The 16,986-nt window shown below is 61.7% G+C and carries 14 protein-coding genes; 6 read left to right on the forward strand and 8 right to left on the reverse strand.

All coding sequences use genetic code 11. From position 1 onward, the window contains the following. The 3 genes from NW822_RS01445 to NW822_RS01455 all read right to left on the reverse strand — a co-directional run bounded on the left by NW822_RS01445 (position 1) and on the right by NW822_RS01455 (position 3,389). The gene (locus NW822_RS01445) at positions 1 to 897 is read right to left on the reverse strand and encodes a diguanylate cyclase domain-containing protein (protein WP_414403270.1); all 897 of its coding nucleotides are present in this window, start codon (positions 895 to 897) and stop codon (positions 1 to 3) included. 129 nt (positions 898 to 1,026) lie between these two features. Then, positions 1,027 to 1,974 (reverse strand): UDP-glucuronic acid decarboxylase family protein, encoded by a 948-nt coding sequence (locus NW822_RS01450; RefSeq protein ID WP_414403271.1) that lies wholly within the window; start codon positions 1,972 to 1,974, stop codon positions 1,027 to 1,029. Beyond that, on the reverse strand, positions 1,971 to 3,389 hold the full coding sequence (locus tag NW822_RS01455; RefSeq protein WP_414403272.1) for a UDP-glucose dehydrogenase family protein: 1,419 nt from the start codon (positions 3,387 to 3,389) through the stop codon (positions 1,971 to 1,973). Before NW822_RS01455 ends, NW822_RS01450 begins: the two co-directional genes overlap by 4 nt. Positions 3,390 to 3,529: 140 nt before the next feature. Here NW822_RS01455 and NW822_RS01460 point away from each other — a divergent pair, with 140 nt between their 5' ends. Next, positions 3,530 to 4,441 (forward strand): cation diffusion facilitator family transporter, encoded by a 912-nt coding sequence (locus NW822_RS01460; RefSeq protein ID WP_414403273.1) that lies wholly within the window; start codon positions 3,530 to 3,532, stop codon positions 4,439 to 4,441. 142 nt (positions 4,442 to 4,583) lie between these two features. Continuing rightward, the gene (gene chlP, locus NW822_RS01465) at positions 4,584 to 5,804 is read left to right on the forward strand and encodes a geranylgeranyl reductase (RefSeq protein ID WP_414403274.1); all 1,221 of its coding nucleotides are present in this window, start codon (positions 4,584 to 4,586) and stop codon (positions 5,802 to 5,804) included. Positions 5,805 to 5,811: 7 nt separating this feature from the next. On the opposite strand, the gene NW822_RS01470 is transcribed toward chlP, so the two are convergent. Then, positions 5,812 to 6,654: a hypothetical protein gene (locus tag NW822_RS01470; RefSeq protein ID WP_414403275.1), complete on the reverse strand. Its 843-nt coding sequence runs from the start codon at positions 6,652 to 6,654 to the stop codon at positions 5,812 to 5,814. A gap of 180 nt (positions 6,655 to 6,834) precedes the next feature. Here NW822_RS01470 and secD point away from each other — a divergent pair, with 180 nt between their 5' ends. Together secD and secF are read left to right on the forward strand one after the other, a co-directional pair. Beyond that, a complete protein-coding gene (secD, locus tag NW822_RS01475; protein WP_414403276.1) occupies positions 6,835 to 8,181 on the forward strand; it encodes a protein translocase subunit SecD in 1,347 nt (448 codons plus the stop codon). After that, a complete protein-coding gene (secF, locus tag NW822_RS01480; protein WP_414403277.1) occupies positions 8,178 to 9,173 on the forward strand; it encodes a protein translocase subunit SecF in 996 nt (331 codons plus the stop codon). The genes secD and secF overlap by 4 nt, the downstream gene beginning before the upstream one ends. 15 nt (positions 9,174 to 9,188) lie before the next feature. Here the strand turns inward: secF and NW822_RS01485 are convergent, their stop codons facing one another. Further along, on the reverse strand, positions 9,189 to 11,123 hold the full coding sequence (locus NW822_RS01485; protein ID WP_414403278.1) for an FAD-dependent oxidoreductase: 1,935 nt from the start codon (positions 11,121 to 11,123) through the stop codon (positions 9,189 to 9,191). 167 nt (positions 11,124 to 11,290) lie between these two features. Here NW822_RS01485 and NW822_RS01490 point away from each other — a divergent pair, with 167 nt between their 5' ends. Beyond that, positions 11,291 to 12,517 (forward strand): argininosuccinate synthase, encoded by a 1,227-nt coding sequence (locus tag NW822_RS01490; protein ID WP_414359211.1) that lies wholly within the window; start codon positions 11,291 to 11,293, stop codon positions 12,515 to 12,517. A gap of 63 nt (positions 12,518 to 12,580) precedes the next feature. On the opposite strand, the gene murI is transcribed toward NW822_RS01490, so the two are convergent. Together murI and NW822_RS01500 are read right to left on the reverse strand one after the other, a co-directional pair. Next, positions 12,581 to 13,459: a glutamate racemase gene (gene murI, locus NW822_RS01495; RefSeq protein WP_414403279.1), complete on the reverse strand. Its 879-nt coding sequence runs from the start codon at positions 13,457 to 13,459 to the stop codon at positions 12,581 to 12,583. A gap of 70 nt (positions 13,460 to 13,529) precedes the next feature. Then, positions 13,530 to 15,302 carry an N-acetylmuramoyl-L-alanine amidase gene (locus NW822_RS01500; RefSeq protein ID WP_414403280.1) on the reverse strand — a complete coding sequence of 591 codons (1,773 nt, stop codon included), beginning with the start codon at positions 15,300 to 15,302 and terminating at the stop codon, positions 13,530 to 13,532. 252 nt (positions 15,303 to 15,554) lie between these two features. Here NW822_RS01500 and NW822_RS01505 point away from each other — a divergent pair, with 252 nt between their 5' ends. Beyond that, a complete protein-coding gene (locus NW822_RS01505) occupies positions 15,555 to 16,673 on the forward strand; it encodes a hypothetical protein (RefSeq protein WP_414403281.1) in 1,119 nt (372 codons plus the stop codon). Here NW822_RS01505 and NW822_RS01510 read toward each other — a convergent pair. After that, positions 16,670 to 16,837, reverse strand: a complete 168-nt coding sequence (locus NW822_RS01510; RefSeq protein WP_414403282.1) for a hypothetical protein — start codon at positions 16,835 to 16,837, stop codon at positions 16,670 to 16,672. The two genes, NW822_RS01505 and NW822_RS01510, sit on opposite strands and share 4 nt — an antisense overlap. Positions 16,838 to 16,986 lie beyond the last annotated feature (149 nt).

Consider the following 16,986-nt stretch of genomic DNA (forward strand, 5'->3'; position numbering starts at 1 on the left):
CTACAGCAACACCTCCCGGTTGCCCCCCTGCGTTTTGGCCTGGTAGAGGGCTTGGTCGGCTGCCTCTAGGAAGCTGGGTGCAGCAGTCTCTGCTGGAAGCCGGAGCAAAGAGGCGACACCAATGCTACAGGTGAGGTGAATTCCCCCCTGCAGGGGAAGGGATTGGACAGCCTGCCGCAAGCGCTCAGCCAACGGTAGGATCTGAGAGTCCGGGATCCCGCGCACCAAGAGGGCGAATTCATCGCCCCCTAGGCGGGCCAGTAAGTCCTCGCGGCGAACTTGAGACTGCAGTTGTTGGGCCACCTGGATCAGGGCCTGATCCCCAGCCAAGTGTCCGCAGCGGTCGTTGATGAGCTTGAAGTTGTCCAGATCCAGGTAGAGAAGGTGGAGGGGAAAGTGATGGCGGCGGGCAAAGGCAATCTCCCTCTGCAAGTGCTCTAGGAAAAACCGACGGTTGTACAGCCCTGTGAGTGGGTCATAGAGGGCAGCAGTGGCCATCTGGGAAAAGAAAGTCTCCTCCAGCTGGTCATAGTAGGCAAACTGCAGGAGGCTATTGCCCACCTGGATGCGATCCCTATCCGCCAGAACCCGGCAAGTTACCCGTTCCCCGTTGACATAGGTGCCGTTGAGGCTGCCTAGATCTGTGAGGAGATAGCTTTCCCCTACCTTCTCCAGCCGGCAATGCCGCCGAGAGACGGTGGAGTCGAAAAGCTGAATGTCGGCTTGGAAGCTGCGCCCCACTACCGCTGTCTCTTCGAGGCGGAAAGTCCTGCCCCTGTCGGATCCCTGAAGCACTGTCAAAAAGGCACCCACCACTTCCCCCTTCCCTTCCAGCCTGCGGCTCTCTGGGGACAGGAGGGTGGTCGGCTCTTCCGGAGATAGAGGAGAAGTGTCCATGGCCCTAGGGATCCCCTGCTTAGGCTAACATCCCTTCTCCGTATTTGTATCGTAGTATGTAACAACCTTGAGGCCCTCTACTCACCTCTAGAAGTGGCCAGTGGCCTGGGAACTCCAGGGGGCATTCTCCTACGCCAGCCCCAGGCGGCGGCGGAAGTAGGGAATGGTCAGCTCCAAGCCGACGGACAAAGGGATCTGCGGCTCCCATCCCAGCAGGGCGCGGGCTTTGCTAATGTCGGGCCGGCGCTGCTTGGGATCGTCGGTTGGCAGGGGGCGGTGGACAATGGGAGAAGAGCTGCCAGTGAGGGCCAAGACCTGCTGCGCCAACTCTAGGATGGTGAACTCCTGCGGGTTGCCTAGGTTCAAGGGGCCGGGGTGGGCGCTGTTCATTAGGCGCACCAAGCCCTCGATGAGGTCAGCGATGTAGCAGAAGCTGCGGGTCTGGGATCCATCTCCATAGACGGTGAGGGGATCCCCGCGCAGGGCCTGGACGATGAAGTTGCTGACCACGCGGCCGTCGTCTTCCCGCATGGCCGGGCCATAGGTGTTGAAGATGCGGGCCACGCGGACCTCCGTCTGGTGTTGCCGCTGCCAATCAAAGGTCAGGGTTTCGGCCAGGCGCTTGGACTCGTCGTAGCAGGCCCGCGGGCCGATGGGGTTGACATGGCCCCAGTAGTCCTCCGGCTGGGGGTGCACCTGGGGATCCCCGTACACCTCCGAGGTGGAAGCCAGGAGGAAGCGGGCCCCAGTTTTTTGAGCCAGCTCCAGCAGGTGGTAGGTGCCCCAGACACTGGTGCGGATGGTGCGGATGGGATCCGCCTGGTAGTGGGGCGGCGAGGCGGGGCAGGCCAGGTGGTAGATTTGCTCGATCCCAGCTTTTTCCAGCTCCGGCGGCAGCGGCTCGGCCACATCGTGCCACAGCAAGGTAAAGGCGGGGTTGTTGCGGTGGGCCTGCACGTTCTCCTCCCGCCCCGTGTAGCCGTTGTCGAGGCAGATAACTGCGTGGCCCTCCTGCAGAAGGCGGCTGACCAGATGGGAGCCAATAAACCCCAGACCACCCGTTACCAGAATCTTCACCAGCCCACTCCAATTAAGGTAATGCCCGCCTGTTGAAGGGTTTGCCGATCTAAGCAATTGCGGCCATCAATCAGCAAAGGCCGCCGCATCAGCTCGGCAAGGCGCCGGTAATCCAGCGACAAGAACTCCGGCCACTCCGTCACCAGCACCAGGGCATCGCAATCCTGGGCCAGCCGGAACACATCCGTTTCCACCACCACATGGGCCAGGCCCTCCCGCATCCCCGAAGCCGAGACAATGGGATCATAGGCCTTCACCTTGGCCCCGAGGCGGTGGAGCTGCTCGATCAACGTCAGAGAGGGCGCATCCCGCAGGTCGTCGGTGTGGGGCTTAAAGGTGAGGCCCAAAAGGCCAATGGTTTTGCCCTTAAGCACCTTGAGGGCCTGCTGCAGCTTTTCCACCAGGCGCTGCCGCTGCTCGCGGTTGACCTCGACAGTAGCCCGCAACAGCTTGGCCTCATAGCCGTAGTCAGCCGCAGTCTGGATCAAGGCGGCCAGATCCTTGGAGAAACAGCTCCCCCCCCAGCCAATCCCGGCGTTGAGGAAGGCGCGGCCAATGCGCTTATCGAGGCCGATCCCTTCGGCCACTTGGGTGATGTCGGCGCCGGTGCGCTCGCAGATGTTGGCAATCTCGTTGATGAAGCTAATCTTGGTGGCCAAGAAGGCGTTGGCGGCATATTTGATCATCTCGGCGGAGGCCAGGTCGGTGACCAGCAAGGGCACGGGATCCCCGCCCAAGCCCTGTTGGCGGCTGAGGATGGGCTCGTAAAGCTGCCGCAGGATCTCGATGGCGCGGGGGCTGTTGGAGCCAATCACGATGCGGTCTGGGTAGAAGGTATCCTGGATGGCGCTGCCCTCCCGCAAAAACTCGGGGTTGCTGACCACGTCGAAGGGCGGCACACAGGGAGACTTGTCCAGGGTGGCCAGGGAGGAGGGGGTGGGATCCCCTCCAGCCAGGGCCATCTGTTGGCTGCTTAGACGTTGCTGGACAGCCTCGGCGGCGCCGTCGAGGATGAGCATACGCACCCAGTCGCCGGAACCGATGGGGACGGTAGACTTGTTGACAATAACCCGGTAGCGGTCGTCCAGGTGCTGGCCGATCTCCCGCGCCACGGCCTCCACGTAGCGCAGATCCGGCTCGCCGCTGGGCAGAGCTGGGGTGCCCACGGCAATAAAAATCACCTCGCTGGCTTTCACTGCCAGGCCCAGGTCGGTGGTAAAGTGCAGCCGACCGGCCTCAGCTCCAGCCTGCACCAGCTCTTCCAGGCCAGGTTCGTAGATGGGCAGGCGGCCCCGCTGCAGCCCTTCAATCTTGGCAGGGTTGTTGTCCACGCAGATGACGCTGTGACCAACTTTGGCTAGACAAGCACTGGTGACCAACCCCACATAGCCAGCTCCCACAACCGCCACGTCCATTGTCTGCTTCCCCCTCGCGTCGAGGCTTGCTTCTAAAATACCCTGCTGACCGGGATCCCCTATCCTCAAGCGGAGGAAAGACGGCCTTGAACTCAAGCCGATGGCAAAATAAAACAGAACCTACCCCCTTCTGATGAGCGGTGAGTTTCCCCGATTCTGCTGCCATTGCCGCTCGCCGTCAGCACCAGGTACAGAGGGTGCTCTATGTTACCCTGGGGCTCAATCTTTTGGTGTTTTTGGTCAAGCTGGGGCTGGGCCTAGCGACGGGATCCCTCAGCTTGGTGGCCGATGCCCTGCACAGCTTTACCGACAGTGGGAGTAACATTCTTGCCTTGCTGGCGGCCCGCTTTTCCTCGCCAGAGCCGGATGAGGAGCACCCCTACGGCCACAGCAAGTTTGAGGCCATTGGAGCGCTGGGGATCGCCGCTTTTCTGGGGATGGCCAGCTTTGAGATCCTCAGCGCAGCAGTGGGACGGTTTTTTAAGCCCCAGCCGCCGCTGCAGGTCGATGGACTGACCCTAACCCTAATGGTGGGGGTACTGGGGATCAACCTCTTCGTGGCCTTCTATGAACGTTCCTGGGGCAAGGCTTTGTCCAGCTCGCTGCTCTTGGCCGATGCCCGCCATACCCTCAGCGATGTTTGGGTAACCCTGACGGTGCTGCTGGGACTGGCCGGGATCCACTACTGGGGGATCCCCTGGCTGGATCAGCTGCTGGCGGTGCCGGTGGGGCTGCTGGTGTTTTGGAGCGGCTGGGAAGTGCTGCGGGAAAACGTTCCCTTTTTAACCGACCGGGTAGCCATTCCGCCTAAGACATTGCGGGAGCTGGTTCTCAGCCTGCCCGGCGTCCTCGACTGCCACGATATCACCTCCCGCGGCATCCCAGGGCAGATGATCTTTATCGAAATGCATATGGTGGTGGAGCCGCTGGACGTGGAGTCGGCCCATCGCATCACCGAAGCGGTGGAGCAACTGCTACAGGAGCGCTACGGGCCGGTGCGAGTCACCATCCACCTGGAACCCTACTCCCACATCGAGGGATCCCAACCCTAGCCACAACGCCTTATCCCGCTTGGATCCTGGGGGGATCCCTGGAAATTGCCCAAATGGAACTCATTTGCGTGTATGCTGCAGACTAGCTTCCCTTTGGGGGAGATCTAGGAATTGGAAAGAAGGAAAGAAAAAGGAGGGCGCCTTGAGCCTGAGAGTTGCCGTGGTTGGGGGTGGCCCGGCGGGTGCTTCTGCGGCCGAGGTTCTGGCCCAAGCGGGAATCGAAACCTTCTTGTTTGAGCGCAAGCTGGACAACGCCAAACCCTGCGGGGGTGCCATTCCCCTGTGTATGGTTTCGGAGTTTGACCTGCCGGAGGAGATCATCGACCGCAAGGTGCGCAAGATGAAGATGATCTCGCCTTCCAACTACGAGGTGGACATTGCCCTCGAAAAGGAAGGCGAATACATTGGCATGTGCCGCCGCGAGGTCCTGGATGCCTTCTTGCGCAACCGCGCCCGCCAAAAAGGGGCAGAGCTCATTCACGGCAAGGTGATGCATCTGGAAGTCCCCCAGAATGGCCGGGATCCTTACGTCCTGCACTACGTTGACTTCTCCAGCGGCTTGCCCCAGGGGGTACCTCGCTCACTGGCGGTGGATGTGGTGATTGGGGCGGACGGGTTCCACTCGAAGGTGGCAGAAGCCATCGGCGCCGGGGACTACAACTACGCGCTGGCCTTTCAGGAGCGCATTCGCCTCCCGGAGGACAAAATGGCCTACTACGAGGAGCGGGCAGAAATGTACGTGGGAGACGATGTCTCGCCCGACTTCTATGCCTGGGTGTTTCCCAAGTGCGACCATGTGGCGGTAGGTACCGGCACCATGCAGACCAACCAGGCCAGCCTCCAGAAGCTGCAGGCCGGGATTCGCGCCCGCGCCGCCGAACGAATCCGAGGGGGCCGGGTGATCAAGGTGGAGGCCCATCCTATTCCAGAGCACCCCCGTCCCCGCCGGGTGGTGGGCCGAGCTGCCTTGGTAGGAGACGCGGCAGGATACGTAACCAAGGCAAGTGGTGAGGGGATCTATTTTGCTGCCAAGTCGGGCCGCATGTGCGCCGAGACCATTGTCGAGACCTCCAACGGTGGGAAGCGCCTTCCCACAGAAGAGGATCTCAAGCTCTACCTCCAGCGCTGGGATCGCCAGTACGGCCTGACCTACAAGGTCTTGGACCTTCTGCAGCAGGTGTTCTACCGCTCCAACGCCACCCGCGAGGCTTTTGTGGAGATGTGCGCCGACCGGGATGTGCAGCGGTTAACCTTTGCCAGCTACCTCTACAAGACAGTGGCGCCCATGAGCCCCTGGGTACAGTTGAAGATTACCGTTAAAACCCTGGGCAGTTTGCTGCGGGGCAACGCCCTGGCTCCCTGAGGGGGTCCTACTGCCACTGGAAGGTGACGGTAACGCGATCCCAGTTGGCGTCTGTCTTCAGCACGCTAGCAGTAGCTTTCTGGCCCGGAGGTACATCGCTGGGCTCAAAGGCGGCCACGCGCGTCTCGACGACTTCTCCGCCCCGATAGAAGGTAAAGCGGGCGCGGGCGTTGAGGACAGTGCGGCTGCTGCGGTTGATGGCCTCCACGCTCAGGCGACTGCCAGCCCCTACCCGTTCCTCCCGGATTGATCCCACAATCACCAATTCCCCTGGGTTGGGTCCAGCGGCAGCCGGAGTTGGGCTGGCAGGGGCAGAGGGTTGGGGTGGGGCGCTTTGGCTGGCCGTCGGCTGCTTCAAGAGCTCCAAAACGCGGGCCAGCTCCTGCTGAAAGAAGACAAAGGCTTCCCGGGATTGGTTGGCCACCTGGGCCAGGATCAGCCGATCCGACTCTTCCAGAGGGATCTCCAGGAGGGGAGCGGCCCCTTTTAGGGTAACCCGAATGCTGGCCACTTCTTGGTTGATGAACTTGTCCAGATAGGGAAAGAGGTTAAGGATGCAATCTTGAAAGGAGCCCAGGGGCAAGGTGCTCTTGTTGGTTAACACCAATTCAGCCCGCTCACAGCTAGCCCGATCCGCCAGGTCAATTTCCAGGGGCACCCGAAAGGACCCCGAACTGGTGTTGGTGATGGTCACCTGCGTGCCGGACACCACCTCCCGCCAGCCATGGACAACCTCCAGGCTAGGGCGAGTTACCTCTTCCGTGAAGTACTCTCCCCCCCAAGCAGGGGATCCCGCCAACGGTAGGGCAAACAGCAACACCGCCACGGGGCCAGTCCGTCGCCAATTCACCTCCACTTCCCCTCCTTTGCAGATTTGGGGCACTTCCTGTCCCTGGCAACAGCTTAGCCTTGGAGCTAACGTCAACCAAGAGGGAGGCTGTCTGGGGTAAAATCGAGAAGTTCAAAACACAACAAAACTCTCGGGCTGCCGACCAGGGCGCCCGTGTTCTTGGCTTTCTAACTAGGCAGTATGGCCAGATCCCTAGCTTCGTGGCTCAATCGGCTTGCCTTCCTGCGAGGTCTAGTCTTTATCCTAGCAGTGGTGGTTGCTCTTACCTACTTAGGCTTGAGCCGAGAAGTTCGCCTCGGCCTTGACCTCAAAGGCGGGACGCAACTCACGCTGCAGGCTTTGCCAACCCAAGAGGTACCCGAGATTACTCCCGAGGTGATGCAGGGGGTGGAGGCCGTTGTCCAGCAGCGGATTAACGGCCTAGGGGTAACTGAGCCCTTGATCCAAATCAGTGGCCGGGATCGTCTATTCGTGCAACTGCCGGGGGTAGCGGATCCGGATCGGGCTGTTGCTCTTTTGGGGGATACGGCCCAGTTGGAATTCCGCAAGGGCTTGGTGCCGGTTAGCGCCCTGCCCCGCAACGAACAGGGGGAGGTAACTGCAGGAGAGAATCCTGAGGCCTTGTTTGAACGGGTTGGTCTCACTGGCGATCTCCTGCGCAACGCCTATCCCCAAGCCCCTCGTCGCGGCTCCCAGAGCTGGGAAGTACTGCTAGAGTTTAAGCCGGAAGGGGCAGAAAAATTTGCCCAGCTCACTCGAGAGTTGGCGGGCACAGGGCGCCCGCTTGGCATTTTTCTCGACGACGTGCTGATTAGCGCCCCCATCGTGGGGCCAGAGTTTGCCCGCACTGGCATTACTGGCGGAACGGCAGTGATCACTGGCAACTTCACGGTGGAAACTGCTACTGACTTGGCAATCAAGCTCAAGGCGGGGGCGCTGCCGGTTCCCATTCGCGTCATTGAAAACCGCACGGTGGGGGCCACGCTGGGGGAAGAGAGCGTGCGTCGCAGCCTCTATGCCGGCATTGGCGGCCTGGTGCTGGTGCTGGTGTTTATGGTGGCCTACTATCGCCTGCCGGGGCTTGTTGCCGATCTTGCTCTTCTCATCTACGCCCTCTGTACGTTTGCTCTGTTCCAACTGCTGGGGGTGACCATGACCCTACCGGGGATCGCCGGCTTTATCCTCAGCATCGGCATGGCGGTGGATGCCAACGTGCTGATCTTCGAGCGCATCAAGGAGGAGCTGCGGGCGGGCAAATCCCTCTACAAGTCCATCTCGGAAGGGTTTAATCGTGCCTTCAGCAGCATCCTCGACAGCAACGTCACCACCCTTTTGGTCTGTGGTGTACTTTTCTGGCTGGGGATGGGGCTGGTGAAAGGCTTTGCCGTCACCTTGGCCATTGGCATTTTGGTGAGCTTTTTCACGGCCCTCACCTGTACCCGCACCCTGCTTTTGGCGGCAATGGCGATCCCCAGCCTGCGCAAGCCAGAGCTCTACGGCGTTCGCATGGAGGCAGCTCAATCATGACGGCGCAAGAGTTATCCCCCCCCGATCCGGCGGGGGGCTCCCGGCGGTTGCTCGACTACCGCTTCGACATTGTCGGGCGCAGCAAGCTCTGGTTTACCCTTTCCTTGGCGGTGTTGCTGGTGGGGCTGGTCAGCATGGCCTTTTCTCTGGCCTCTCTAGGGACACCGCTGCGGCTGGGGCTGGACTTTGCCGGCGGCACCTTGTTGGATCTGCGTTTTGAGCGGCCTGTCACCACTGACGAGCTGCGGCGGGCGCTGCAGGAACACAACCTGGGCAGCAGCATCATCCAACTGGACACCCAGACCGGCCAGGAAGCCCTAATCCGCATGCCCCCTTTGACCGAGCAGGAGCGCCTAGCGGTAGAGGAGACGCTGCGGCAGCAGGTAGGCCCTTTTGAGCGCAACCTAGTAGAGACGGTGGGCCCGACGGTGGGGCGTTTACTCTTGCGTTCCGGCCTCGTGGCCGTGCTCATCTCCTTTGGGCTCATTGTGGTGTATCTGGCCCTGCGCTTCCAGTGGGATTACGCGGTGTTTGCCATTGTGGCCTTGCTGCACGATGTGGTGCTGACAACAGGTCTGTTTGCCCTTTTGGGCCTAACGGTGGGCATGGAGGTGGACAGCCTGTTTGTGGTGGCGCTGTTAACCATCATTGGTTTTTCCGTCAACGACACGGTGGTTATCTACGACCGCATCCGGGAAAATCTGCGTCTGGTCAGCCGCAAGGTCAGCTTTGCCGAGGTGGTGAACCTGTCGTTGAACCAGACTTTTGCCCGCTCTTTGAACACCACCCTGACCACGATGCTGCCCCTGGTGGCCATTGCCATTTTTGGGGGAGCCACCCTGAAGGGGTTTGCCATCGCTTTGCTCATCGGCTTCAGCTTGGGGGTTTATTCCAGCATCTTCATCGCCAGCCCTCTGCTGGTGTGGTGGCGGCAGCGGCGCTATGGCGGAAAAGGGGATCCCGATTCACTCCCTTCCGGCGCACAGGGGTAGGGCGGCGGCAACTGCCTACCAGTGCAGCCGCTGTCCATGGGCAACCAGGTAGCGCTGCAAGTCGGCCATCTTGCCCTGCGGCACGATCTGAGCCGGGATCAAGCCGGGATCCTGGCTGTGCAACCAGGCTACGATGAGCCCCGCTGCCGAGCCGATGGTCCACTCGCCGTAATGGGTGCGGGTGGCGGCGTTGACGATGTGGCTGACGGCGATCCCTTTGCCGCCGATGAGCAGGTTATCCACTTTCTGGGGGATGAGGGCCTCGAGGGGGATGACGATGGGGCGGACGGAAAACTCGTTGACAGGCGCCGAGCTGGCTGACAGGGAAGGCTCCCAGTTGCGGTAGCGGCAGCCGTGGATATCGATGGCGTAGTGAGTCACCCCCACTGCCGTGGGGCTGAAATCCCGCCCCCCCAAGGCACCAACGCGAATATCCTGCTCCAGCATCTGGAATTCCGCCTGGCCGTAGGCAGCTCGCCCCAGGATGCGCCGCCCCTCCCGGATGTAGGGGTAGAGGCTGAGGCCGGAGCGGGTGCCCAGCAAAGAGTCCTCGGCAAACACCAACGAGAGGGGATAGCCGGCGCGGGACTGAGTTTCCATCAGCCACTCGGCAAAGAGCAGGGCGTGGTTTTCTCCATCCTTGAGGGCGGAGACGTCCAGCCCCCCCAGCCAGTTGTGGCGCTGCCCTGAGGCCACCAGCTGTTCTTCTGTCAAGATTAGGGGGGGGTTCATGATCCCCCAGTCGTTGCCGCGGTTCCAGTTCACCAGGGTTAGATCCCCGGGAACCGGGGTGCCGTAAAAGGGATCTGTGCGACCTTTGCTGACAATGCGGCGGTAGTTGAAAAAGCTCTGGCCGCTGAAGGTGGGAAACCCCTCCAGGTCAAACTGGCGGCGGTGTTCGGCACGGGAGTAGCCTGGCTGCAGCTGGGCCAGCTCAGCGCGGGAGCGGCCCCCATCGTCGTGGATGGCCAGCACGAAGGGAAAGGTAAAGGCCTGGGTACATTCGGGGTTGCTGGCCGGCGGGGCATTGGGCTCCCCAGTAAGATCTCGCCCTTCTGAGCCCAGCCGGTAGGGGATGCCGGCCCAGCCTACTACCTCACCGGTGTCGGTGGCGTCGATAACAAACAGGTGGCGGCCCGGTGGCGCCTGCAGCCGTAGCACCCGTTTGGCAAACACTTCCGTTTCCTGCCAGCTATACCAGCTCACCAATTCCCGCCACAGCCGCCCTGGGGGCACAAAGTTGGGATCCCGCGGCTGCCGCCGCACAGCGTAGATGCTCTCAATGCGGGAGCCGTCAGCGCTGAAGGTGGCCCCCTTAAAAGCAGTCTGGGTGGCCCAGCGACTGTTGGGGGCGCTGCGGGCAGCCTGTTGCAGCCAGGTTTCCACCGCCTGCAGACCCGCCTGGGGCGGAAAACACAGCTCCCCTACCCAGCAACTGTTGATCTCGGATACGCGAGTTCCGGGGGGCACCCCTGTCCAGGCAGGCAGATGCACCGGCTGGCTTGCGATTAGGGCTTTGAACTCCAGCCAGTGGCGGGAAAAATTGCCCCGCTGCCGCATGAGGAGGGACTCGTCGAGGGCCGATACCCCCTGGGAGGTGATCTGCCCCCCTAGCCAGGGGGTGAGCTCGATGAGGCAGGTTTGCACACCCCCCCGCATGGCCTGACTGGCTGCCGCCACGCCCCCCAAGGATCCGCCTACTACCACCAGCTCGCACTCCCAGATCTCGTCCGGCGGCGGCAGGGGATCCAGCAGCGGCCAGCCGTGGGCGGTAAAGCGGGGCACTTCCGGCTCTGGGGCGGCAACGGGAGATCCCCCTTCCGGCTGGGAGAGGGCGGCAAACCCTGCCCCGGCCACAAAGCTCAGCAGCGACAGGAGCCCCAGCCCCAGGGCTCGTCTGCGGCTAAGTCTCGGCTGTGCTGCCAGGATCCCTCTGCTGGCTGTGCTCACCTAACCCCCACCCCCCACGCTGCGCCAACAACTGCCTAGACAGCGATCCCAAGCCCAGGAGAAATCCTCTGTGAGAATACTCGACAAAGCTGCCCCTAGATCCAGACCGGGCAAGCCACAAGGCATAATGGGCTAGCAACTTGTTGCCAACAGGGATCCACAACACCATGGGACGGGCAAAGAAAGTGGTTTTGGCCTACTCCGGCGGCGTTGACACCTCCGTCTGCATTCCTTACCTCAAACACGAGTGGGGGGTGGAATCGGTGGTAACCCTGGCGGTGGATCTGGGGCAAGGAGCAGAGCTGGAGGCCATCCAGGCCAAGGCCCTTAGGGCAGGGGCAGAGCAATCCCTGGTGCGGGAGGCTGTCCAGACCCTGATTACCGACTACGCCTTCCCGGCCCTCCAAGCCAACGCCCTCTACGAACAGCGCTACCCTCTCTCCACTGCCTTGGCTCGACCCCTAATTGCCAAGCTGCTGGTGGAGGTGGCAGAAGAAGTGGGTGCCGACGCCGTAGCCCACGGCTGCACTGGCAAAGGCAACGACCAAGTGCGCTTCGATCTAGCCATTGCTGCCCTAAACCCTAGGCTAAAGGTGCTGGCCCCAGCGCGTGAGTGGGGCATGACCCGCGAGGAGACCATTGCCTATGGCGAGCGCTACGGGATCCCCCTGCCAGTGCAGAAGTCCAGCCCCTACAGCATTGACTTCAACATCCTCGGCCGCAGCGTCGAAGCCGGGATCCTGGAAGACGCCGACCAAGAGCCGCCGGAGGAAGTCTACGCCCTCACCCGGCCCATTGCCCAGACACCCGATGAGCCTGCCTATGTGGAGATTGAGTTTGAGCAAGGGATCCCCGTGGGATTGGATGGGCAACGCCTCAGCCCCAGAGCTCTCTTTGAGCAGCTCAACGCCTTGGCCGGCAGCCACGGGGTGGGCCGCATCGATATGATTGAGGACCGGCTGGTTGGGATCAAGTCGCGGGAGATCTACGAGTGCCCTGCTCTAAGTGTGCTGATTCCAGCCCACCGCGAGCTGGAAAGCCTCACCCTTACCCGTGAGGTCCTCCAGTACAAGTACGGCATCGAGACCACCTATAGCCAGTTGGTCTACAACGGCCTTTGGTATTCGCCGCTGCGGGAGGCCCTCGACGCCTTCGTTCGCACCACCCAAAAGAGCGTTACCGGTGTGGTGCGGATGCGGCTGCACAAGGGCCAAGCAGTTTGCGTGGGCCGCCGTTCTCCCTACTCTCTTTACAACCCAGAGCTGGCTACCTACGGGGAAGGGGATCAATTCGACCACCGCGCCGCCGAAGGCTTCATCTACATTTGGGGCTTGCCCACCCGTGTCTGGGCCCAGGTTCAGGGTGCTACGGCCCGCTTCCGCGAAGGGAGATAGGATCCTGGCTTGGCGCCGCAGGCCTTGGGCTCTCCTCAACCCAAGCCCTCTAGTTGCTCTTGCCTAGGGTCGACGGAAGTTGTTGACATCCAGGGCCGGCCATTCCACTCGTTCCACCTGGGGCCGAAAGCCCAGCCAAGGAGTGGCCAACTGGGCAAAGCGCTCCGGATCCCCGCTGACGTAGAAGCGGTGGGGTTCGTCTGGGGGGGCCGTTGGGGGGCGGCGCAGGCCCCAGAGGCTGAGTTCGCGGGCCAGGGAGCGCACCAGGGCCACCCCGGGATCCACACGCTTGACTGAAGGGGGCAGCAGAGACCTCAGCAGGGGATCGAGGAGGGGATAGTGGGTGCAGCCATAGACAAGGGTGTCGATCCCCTGCCGCAGGAGCGGCTGCAGGTAGCGTTTGGCGGCCTGCTGCAGCTCGGGGCTGTCTAACTGACCCGCTTCGATGAGGGGGACGAACGCCGGGCAGGCCTGCTCCCAGCACTGGACAGGCTGGGGAAAGCGCCTTGGATCCAGGGCGCTGTACTCCTGGATGGCTTTGGAGTAGGCGCGGCTTTTAACTGTAGCCGCCGTGGCAATGACCCCAATACGGGATCCCTGGGCCAAGGCCGCCTGGGCACCGGGCAGGATGAGGCCAAGGATGGGCAGGGCAAACTCCTGCTGCACTTGCTCCAAAGCCAGCGCCGAGCTGGTGTTGCAGGCCATCACCACCACTTTCACGGGCTGTGCCTGCAGCCAGTGCAGGATCTGGCGCACAAAGGTCAAGATCTCCTCGGGGGAGCGATCCCCATAGGGCAGCCGCGCTGTATCCGCAAAGTAAACAAGGTGCTCCTGGGGCAACTGCCGGCGCAGGGCCCGCCAGACGGTGAGCCCCCCCAGGCCGCTGTCAAACACCCCAATTGGCCAACTGGGATCTGGCTCTGCTCCCCACCCCCAACGCATGCTCCTTCCTCCCTCAGCACCTTGGCCTAAGCTGCTGTATCCTACCCTGCCTTAGGACAGGCGGCATCCTCTAGCGGTTGCGCAAGAAGGTCTCGAGGCCCTCGGCAATGGCCCGCGCCAAGATGGCCTGATACTCGGGAGTAGCCAACCTACGCCCTTCGGTTGGGTTGGTTACATACCCCAGCTCTAGCAGCACTGAGGGCATGCCCACGGGCGTTTCTCGCACCACAAAAAAGCGGGCCCGCCTCACTCCCCGGTCGGCGGCACCGGTGGCCCTCACCAGGCTGCGGTGCAGGATCCGGGCCAGCTCAGCGCTGTCGGGCCGCAGGTAGTAGGTCTCGATGCCGTGAACACTGGAGCGCTCCAGAGCATTGGCATGGATACTCACCAGGAGAGTGGCATTGGCCTGCACGGCCCTATCCACCCGCGGCTGCAGCAACACCTCGCGGTCGTCGGTGCGGGTCATCACCACCGTATACCCCCGCTCCTGCAACAATTGTCGAACCTGGTGGGAAACGGAGAGCACGATGTCTTTTTCCTGGATCCCATCTACCCCGATGGCGCCGGGATCCCGTCCGCCGTGTCCCGGATCGATGGCGATGACCGTCCGGCCCAGGGGGGGAGGAGGGGAAGCTTGGGCAGGCGCTGGCGGCTGAGGGCTGGGCAGCGGAGCCTTCAGAGGCCGCAGCTCCAGGGTGATGCGTCGGGATCCCTGGCCAGGGTTGGGCTCAAAGACATTGAACTCCTCGGCAGGCTGTACCAGAATGCTGACCGTGCGAGCGTCCTCTTGGACAAAGCGGATCCGCTGCACCGGTCCCCCAATGGGCAAGCCGGGATCCGGCAAGGACGGAGGCAGGCGTGCTGGGGCCACGTTGATGCGGTAGCCGCCGCTTTCAGGATCCCAGCCGGCCCGGTAGAACATGAACCCATCGGCGCTAATGATGAGCTGATTCCCCCGCAGCTCCACCGAGCGTAAGGTAGCCAGCGGTTCTTGGGCCTCGGTTGGGCTGACATCAGGCAGAAGGCTGGCCTGGGCAGCACCCCCGGCGGGCTGGATCCAGATTCCTCCCTGCTGCGGGTCGTAGCGGGCCTCCCAATCGCCACTGGAAGGATCCACATCCAACACCACGCGGGCAATGGTGGGCTCAAATTGCCCCACCCGCAGCCGCAAAACCCCCAGGCGGTTGACGGTATAGAGCCGCTGGGTAAGGGCAGGGCTGAGGGTGGTGTTGAGAAAATCCACCACCACCCGATCCGGATCGAGGATGCGCCGCACCGTGGTGGGGGGACTGCCTTGGGTGCGGATAAAGAAGCCCTCCGCGTGGGGAGAGATGGCCAAGATCTGATGGCTGGCAGGGGATGGGGCAGGAGGAGAGGGCAGGCTGGCTTCGGGGCGAGCGGGCGACGCTGTTGACAGAGGCAGGGACGTGGGCTCCTGGGGAGCAGGGGGTGAGGGAGGGAGAGGCAGGGATTGCTCGGGCTGGAGGAACTGGACAGCCCAGCGGGAAGGGCCGGCGGTGAGCAGTTGCAGTTGGCCAAGACTAAGGGGTTGATCCGGCTGCAGGTGCAGCACAAAGCGAGTGATGGTTGGGGTGAGCTGTTTGATCTCCACAGAGGTAACCCGTCCTGGAAAGTTCTGGGTTTGGGGCTCTTGCCCAAAAAGGGTGTTGGGAAAATCCAGCACTACCCTAGGAGGGTTTTGCAGCACAAACAAAAAAGGCCGCACCTCTCCCTCAGTGTTAACCTCTAGCCACCCCCGCTGGGGGTCGTAGTGCCAACGGTCAATGCGAGACAGACCGGGAACAGGGGTCGGCTGCGCTTGAACAGGCAAGGGGGAAAACAAACCTGCTGCGGCTAAACCCAACAGCAGCGTCGCTCCCCACAGGGCGCTCTGCCTAGACGGTTTGGGATCCCGTCTTATCCCCCCCTTGTCCAAGCCAGGCATGATCCTCCACTCACTCCGCCTACCTGCTGCCCTCAACTATACCAACCTCCCCCTGGGACGACCTGAGAGGGAGCGCAATTTTTGTCCGGCAGCCCCGTGAAGAATAGAAGAATAATGGTGCTGCCGCCGTGCTCTAGGAGGTAACTGGCAATGCCCGCCTCCCCTGATCCCCTCGCCCTGGCCCGCGCTGGGGACAGCCAAGCAATTGTGCGAGTTGTTCGGCTGGAGCTGCTGCGACGGGGCTGGCCTGCGCAAGTACATTTTGCTGACAACACCCTGCACATCCACCTGCTGGGATCCCTGCCCCAAGGCCTCTCGCCGCCAGGGGTTGCGGCTCAACTGTTTTTAATGGTGAAGCAACTGCGGATTCCGCGCCTCGAGCAATTGGAGATCCGCGCTTTCCGCGGCTCCCAGTTGCTTTGGCAGCGCAGCCTGCGCCTAGGCTCCCAGCCGCGTTGGGATCGCTTTTCTTTTGATAGCTGGACAGTCAACCTCTGGGCCTATCCGGCTGCAGTGGTGGTGGCCCTGCTGGTAAACAACATTGCTCTACTGCAGGTGCTACATCTCCCTTGGCACATTTGGATTCACGAGCTGGGCCATGCCACGATTGCCTGGTGGAGCGGGCATCGCGCTTTGCCCTTACCGTTTGGCTGGACCAGCATCAGTTCCCAAAGGGATCCCTTTGTGTACTTTGGGATCCTCTTTTTATTGGCTTTGCTCTTCAAGTCGGCTCGCGAGGAGCAGATCCAATGGCTGCAGCCATTGGCTATTGTTCTTGCTCTGCTGCAGTTTTATATGACCTGGCTCATGCCCAATCGCACCAAAGAAATGCTCATTACCTTTGGCAGTGTAGGCGGTGAGTTTTACATCAGTACCTTCTTAATAGCCTGCTTTTATCTTCGCTTGCCAGACCGCTGGCGGTGGGACTTTTGGCGATTCGTCGTTTTGGGAGTTGCAGCCAGCAGCCTCTGGAGAAGCTTTTGGCAATGGCACAGCATTCAAAAAGGGCTAGCTCCAATTCCGTGGGGAACTCTGCTGGGTGGCCAAGGAGATGCCGCTGGGGATATGAACCGCTTAGTTTATGAATTTGGCTGGAGCCAAAGCCAAATTGTCCAAACTTACAAAGGGCTGGGAAATGGGTGTGTTTTGTTTCTATTGGGCCTGTATGCCCTGTTTGGATTGCGCACAAATCCTGAGATGTGGTTCTCTCTCCAGGCAAGGCTGATGCTTTGGGTTGGAGCCCTTTCCGGATCGCGCCAGCGCCGCTAAGCAGGATCTTCCCCTCTCTGCAGACGGCAGAACCCCATTGACTTCTCCTGGTAGGATCCCCCCTGCGACTGCCGCTTGGCAATATCGCCCATGCTAAGGCTTACGCCGCGCTCTGCCAACACTTCAACGGGATCTGGTCGTCCCTCCCCGAGCAGCCACGGCATGTCCCACCGCGTGGTTGCAACCGAGACCCTCCTACCCTCTCTTTGCGAGGGTGTCTCTCCAAGTACAGGGCGGGGCTTATCCGCCCCCAGTAGCTTAGTTTGAGCCGGACAGGCAACCACGATCCCCCTTGCCTACCGGCTCTCTTCAA

Source organism: Synechococcus sp. H70.2, assembly GCF_047462275.1.
Classification (GTDB): Bacteria; Cyanobacteriota; Cyanobacteriia; order Thermostichales; family Thermostichaceae; genus Thermostichus.

Excerpts from the sequence above, each read along its gene's own strand:
- NW822_RS01445 (WP_414403270.1), bottom strand. The coding sequence starts at position 897 with ATGGACACTTCTCCTCTATCTCCGGAAGAGCCGACCACCCTCCTGTCC.
- NW822_RS01455 (WP_414403272.1), bottom strand. The coding sequence starts at position 3,389 with ATGGACGTGGCGGTTGTGGGAGCTGGCTATGTGGGGTTGGTCACCAGT.
- secD (WP_414403276.1), top strand. The coding sequence starts at position 6,835 with ATGGCCAGATCCCTAGCTTCGTGGCTCAATCGGCTTGCCTTCCTGCGA.
- secF (WP_414403277.1), top strand. The coding sequence starts at position 8,178 with ATGACGGCGCAAGAGTTATCCCCCCCCGATCCGGCGGGGGGCTCCCGG.
- NW822_RS01490 (WP_414359211.1), top strand. The coding sequence starts at position 11,291 with ATGGGACGGGCAAAGAAAGTGGTTTTGGCCTACTCCGGCGGCGTTGAC.
- murI (WP_414403279.1), bottom strand. The coding sequence starts at position 13,459 with ATGCGTTGGGGGTGGGGAGCAGAGCCAGATCCCAGTTGGCCAATTGGG.
- NW822_RS01505 (WP_414403281.1), top strand. The coding sequence starts at position 15,555 with ATGCCCGCCTCCCCTGATCCCCTCGCCCTGGCCCGCGCTGGGGACAGC.
- NW822_RS01510 (WP_414403282.1), bottom strand. The coding sequence starts at position 16,837 with ATGCCGTGGCTGCTCGGGGAGGGACGACCAGATCCCGTTGAAGTGTTG.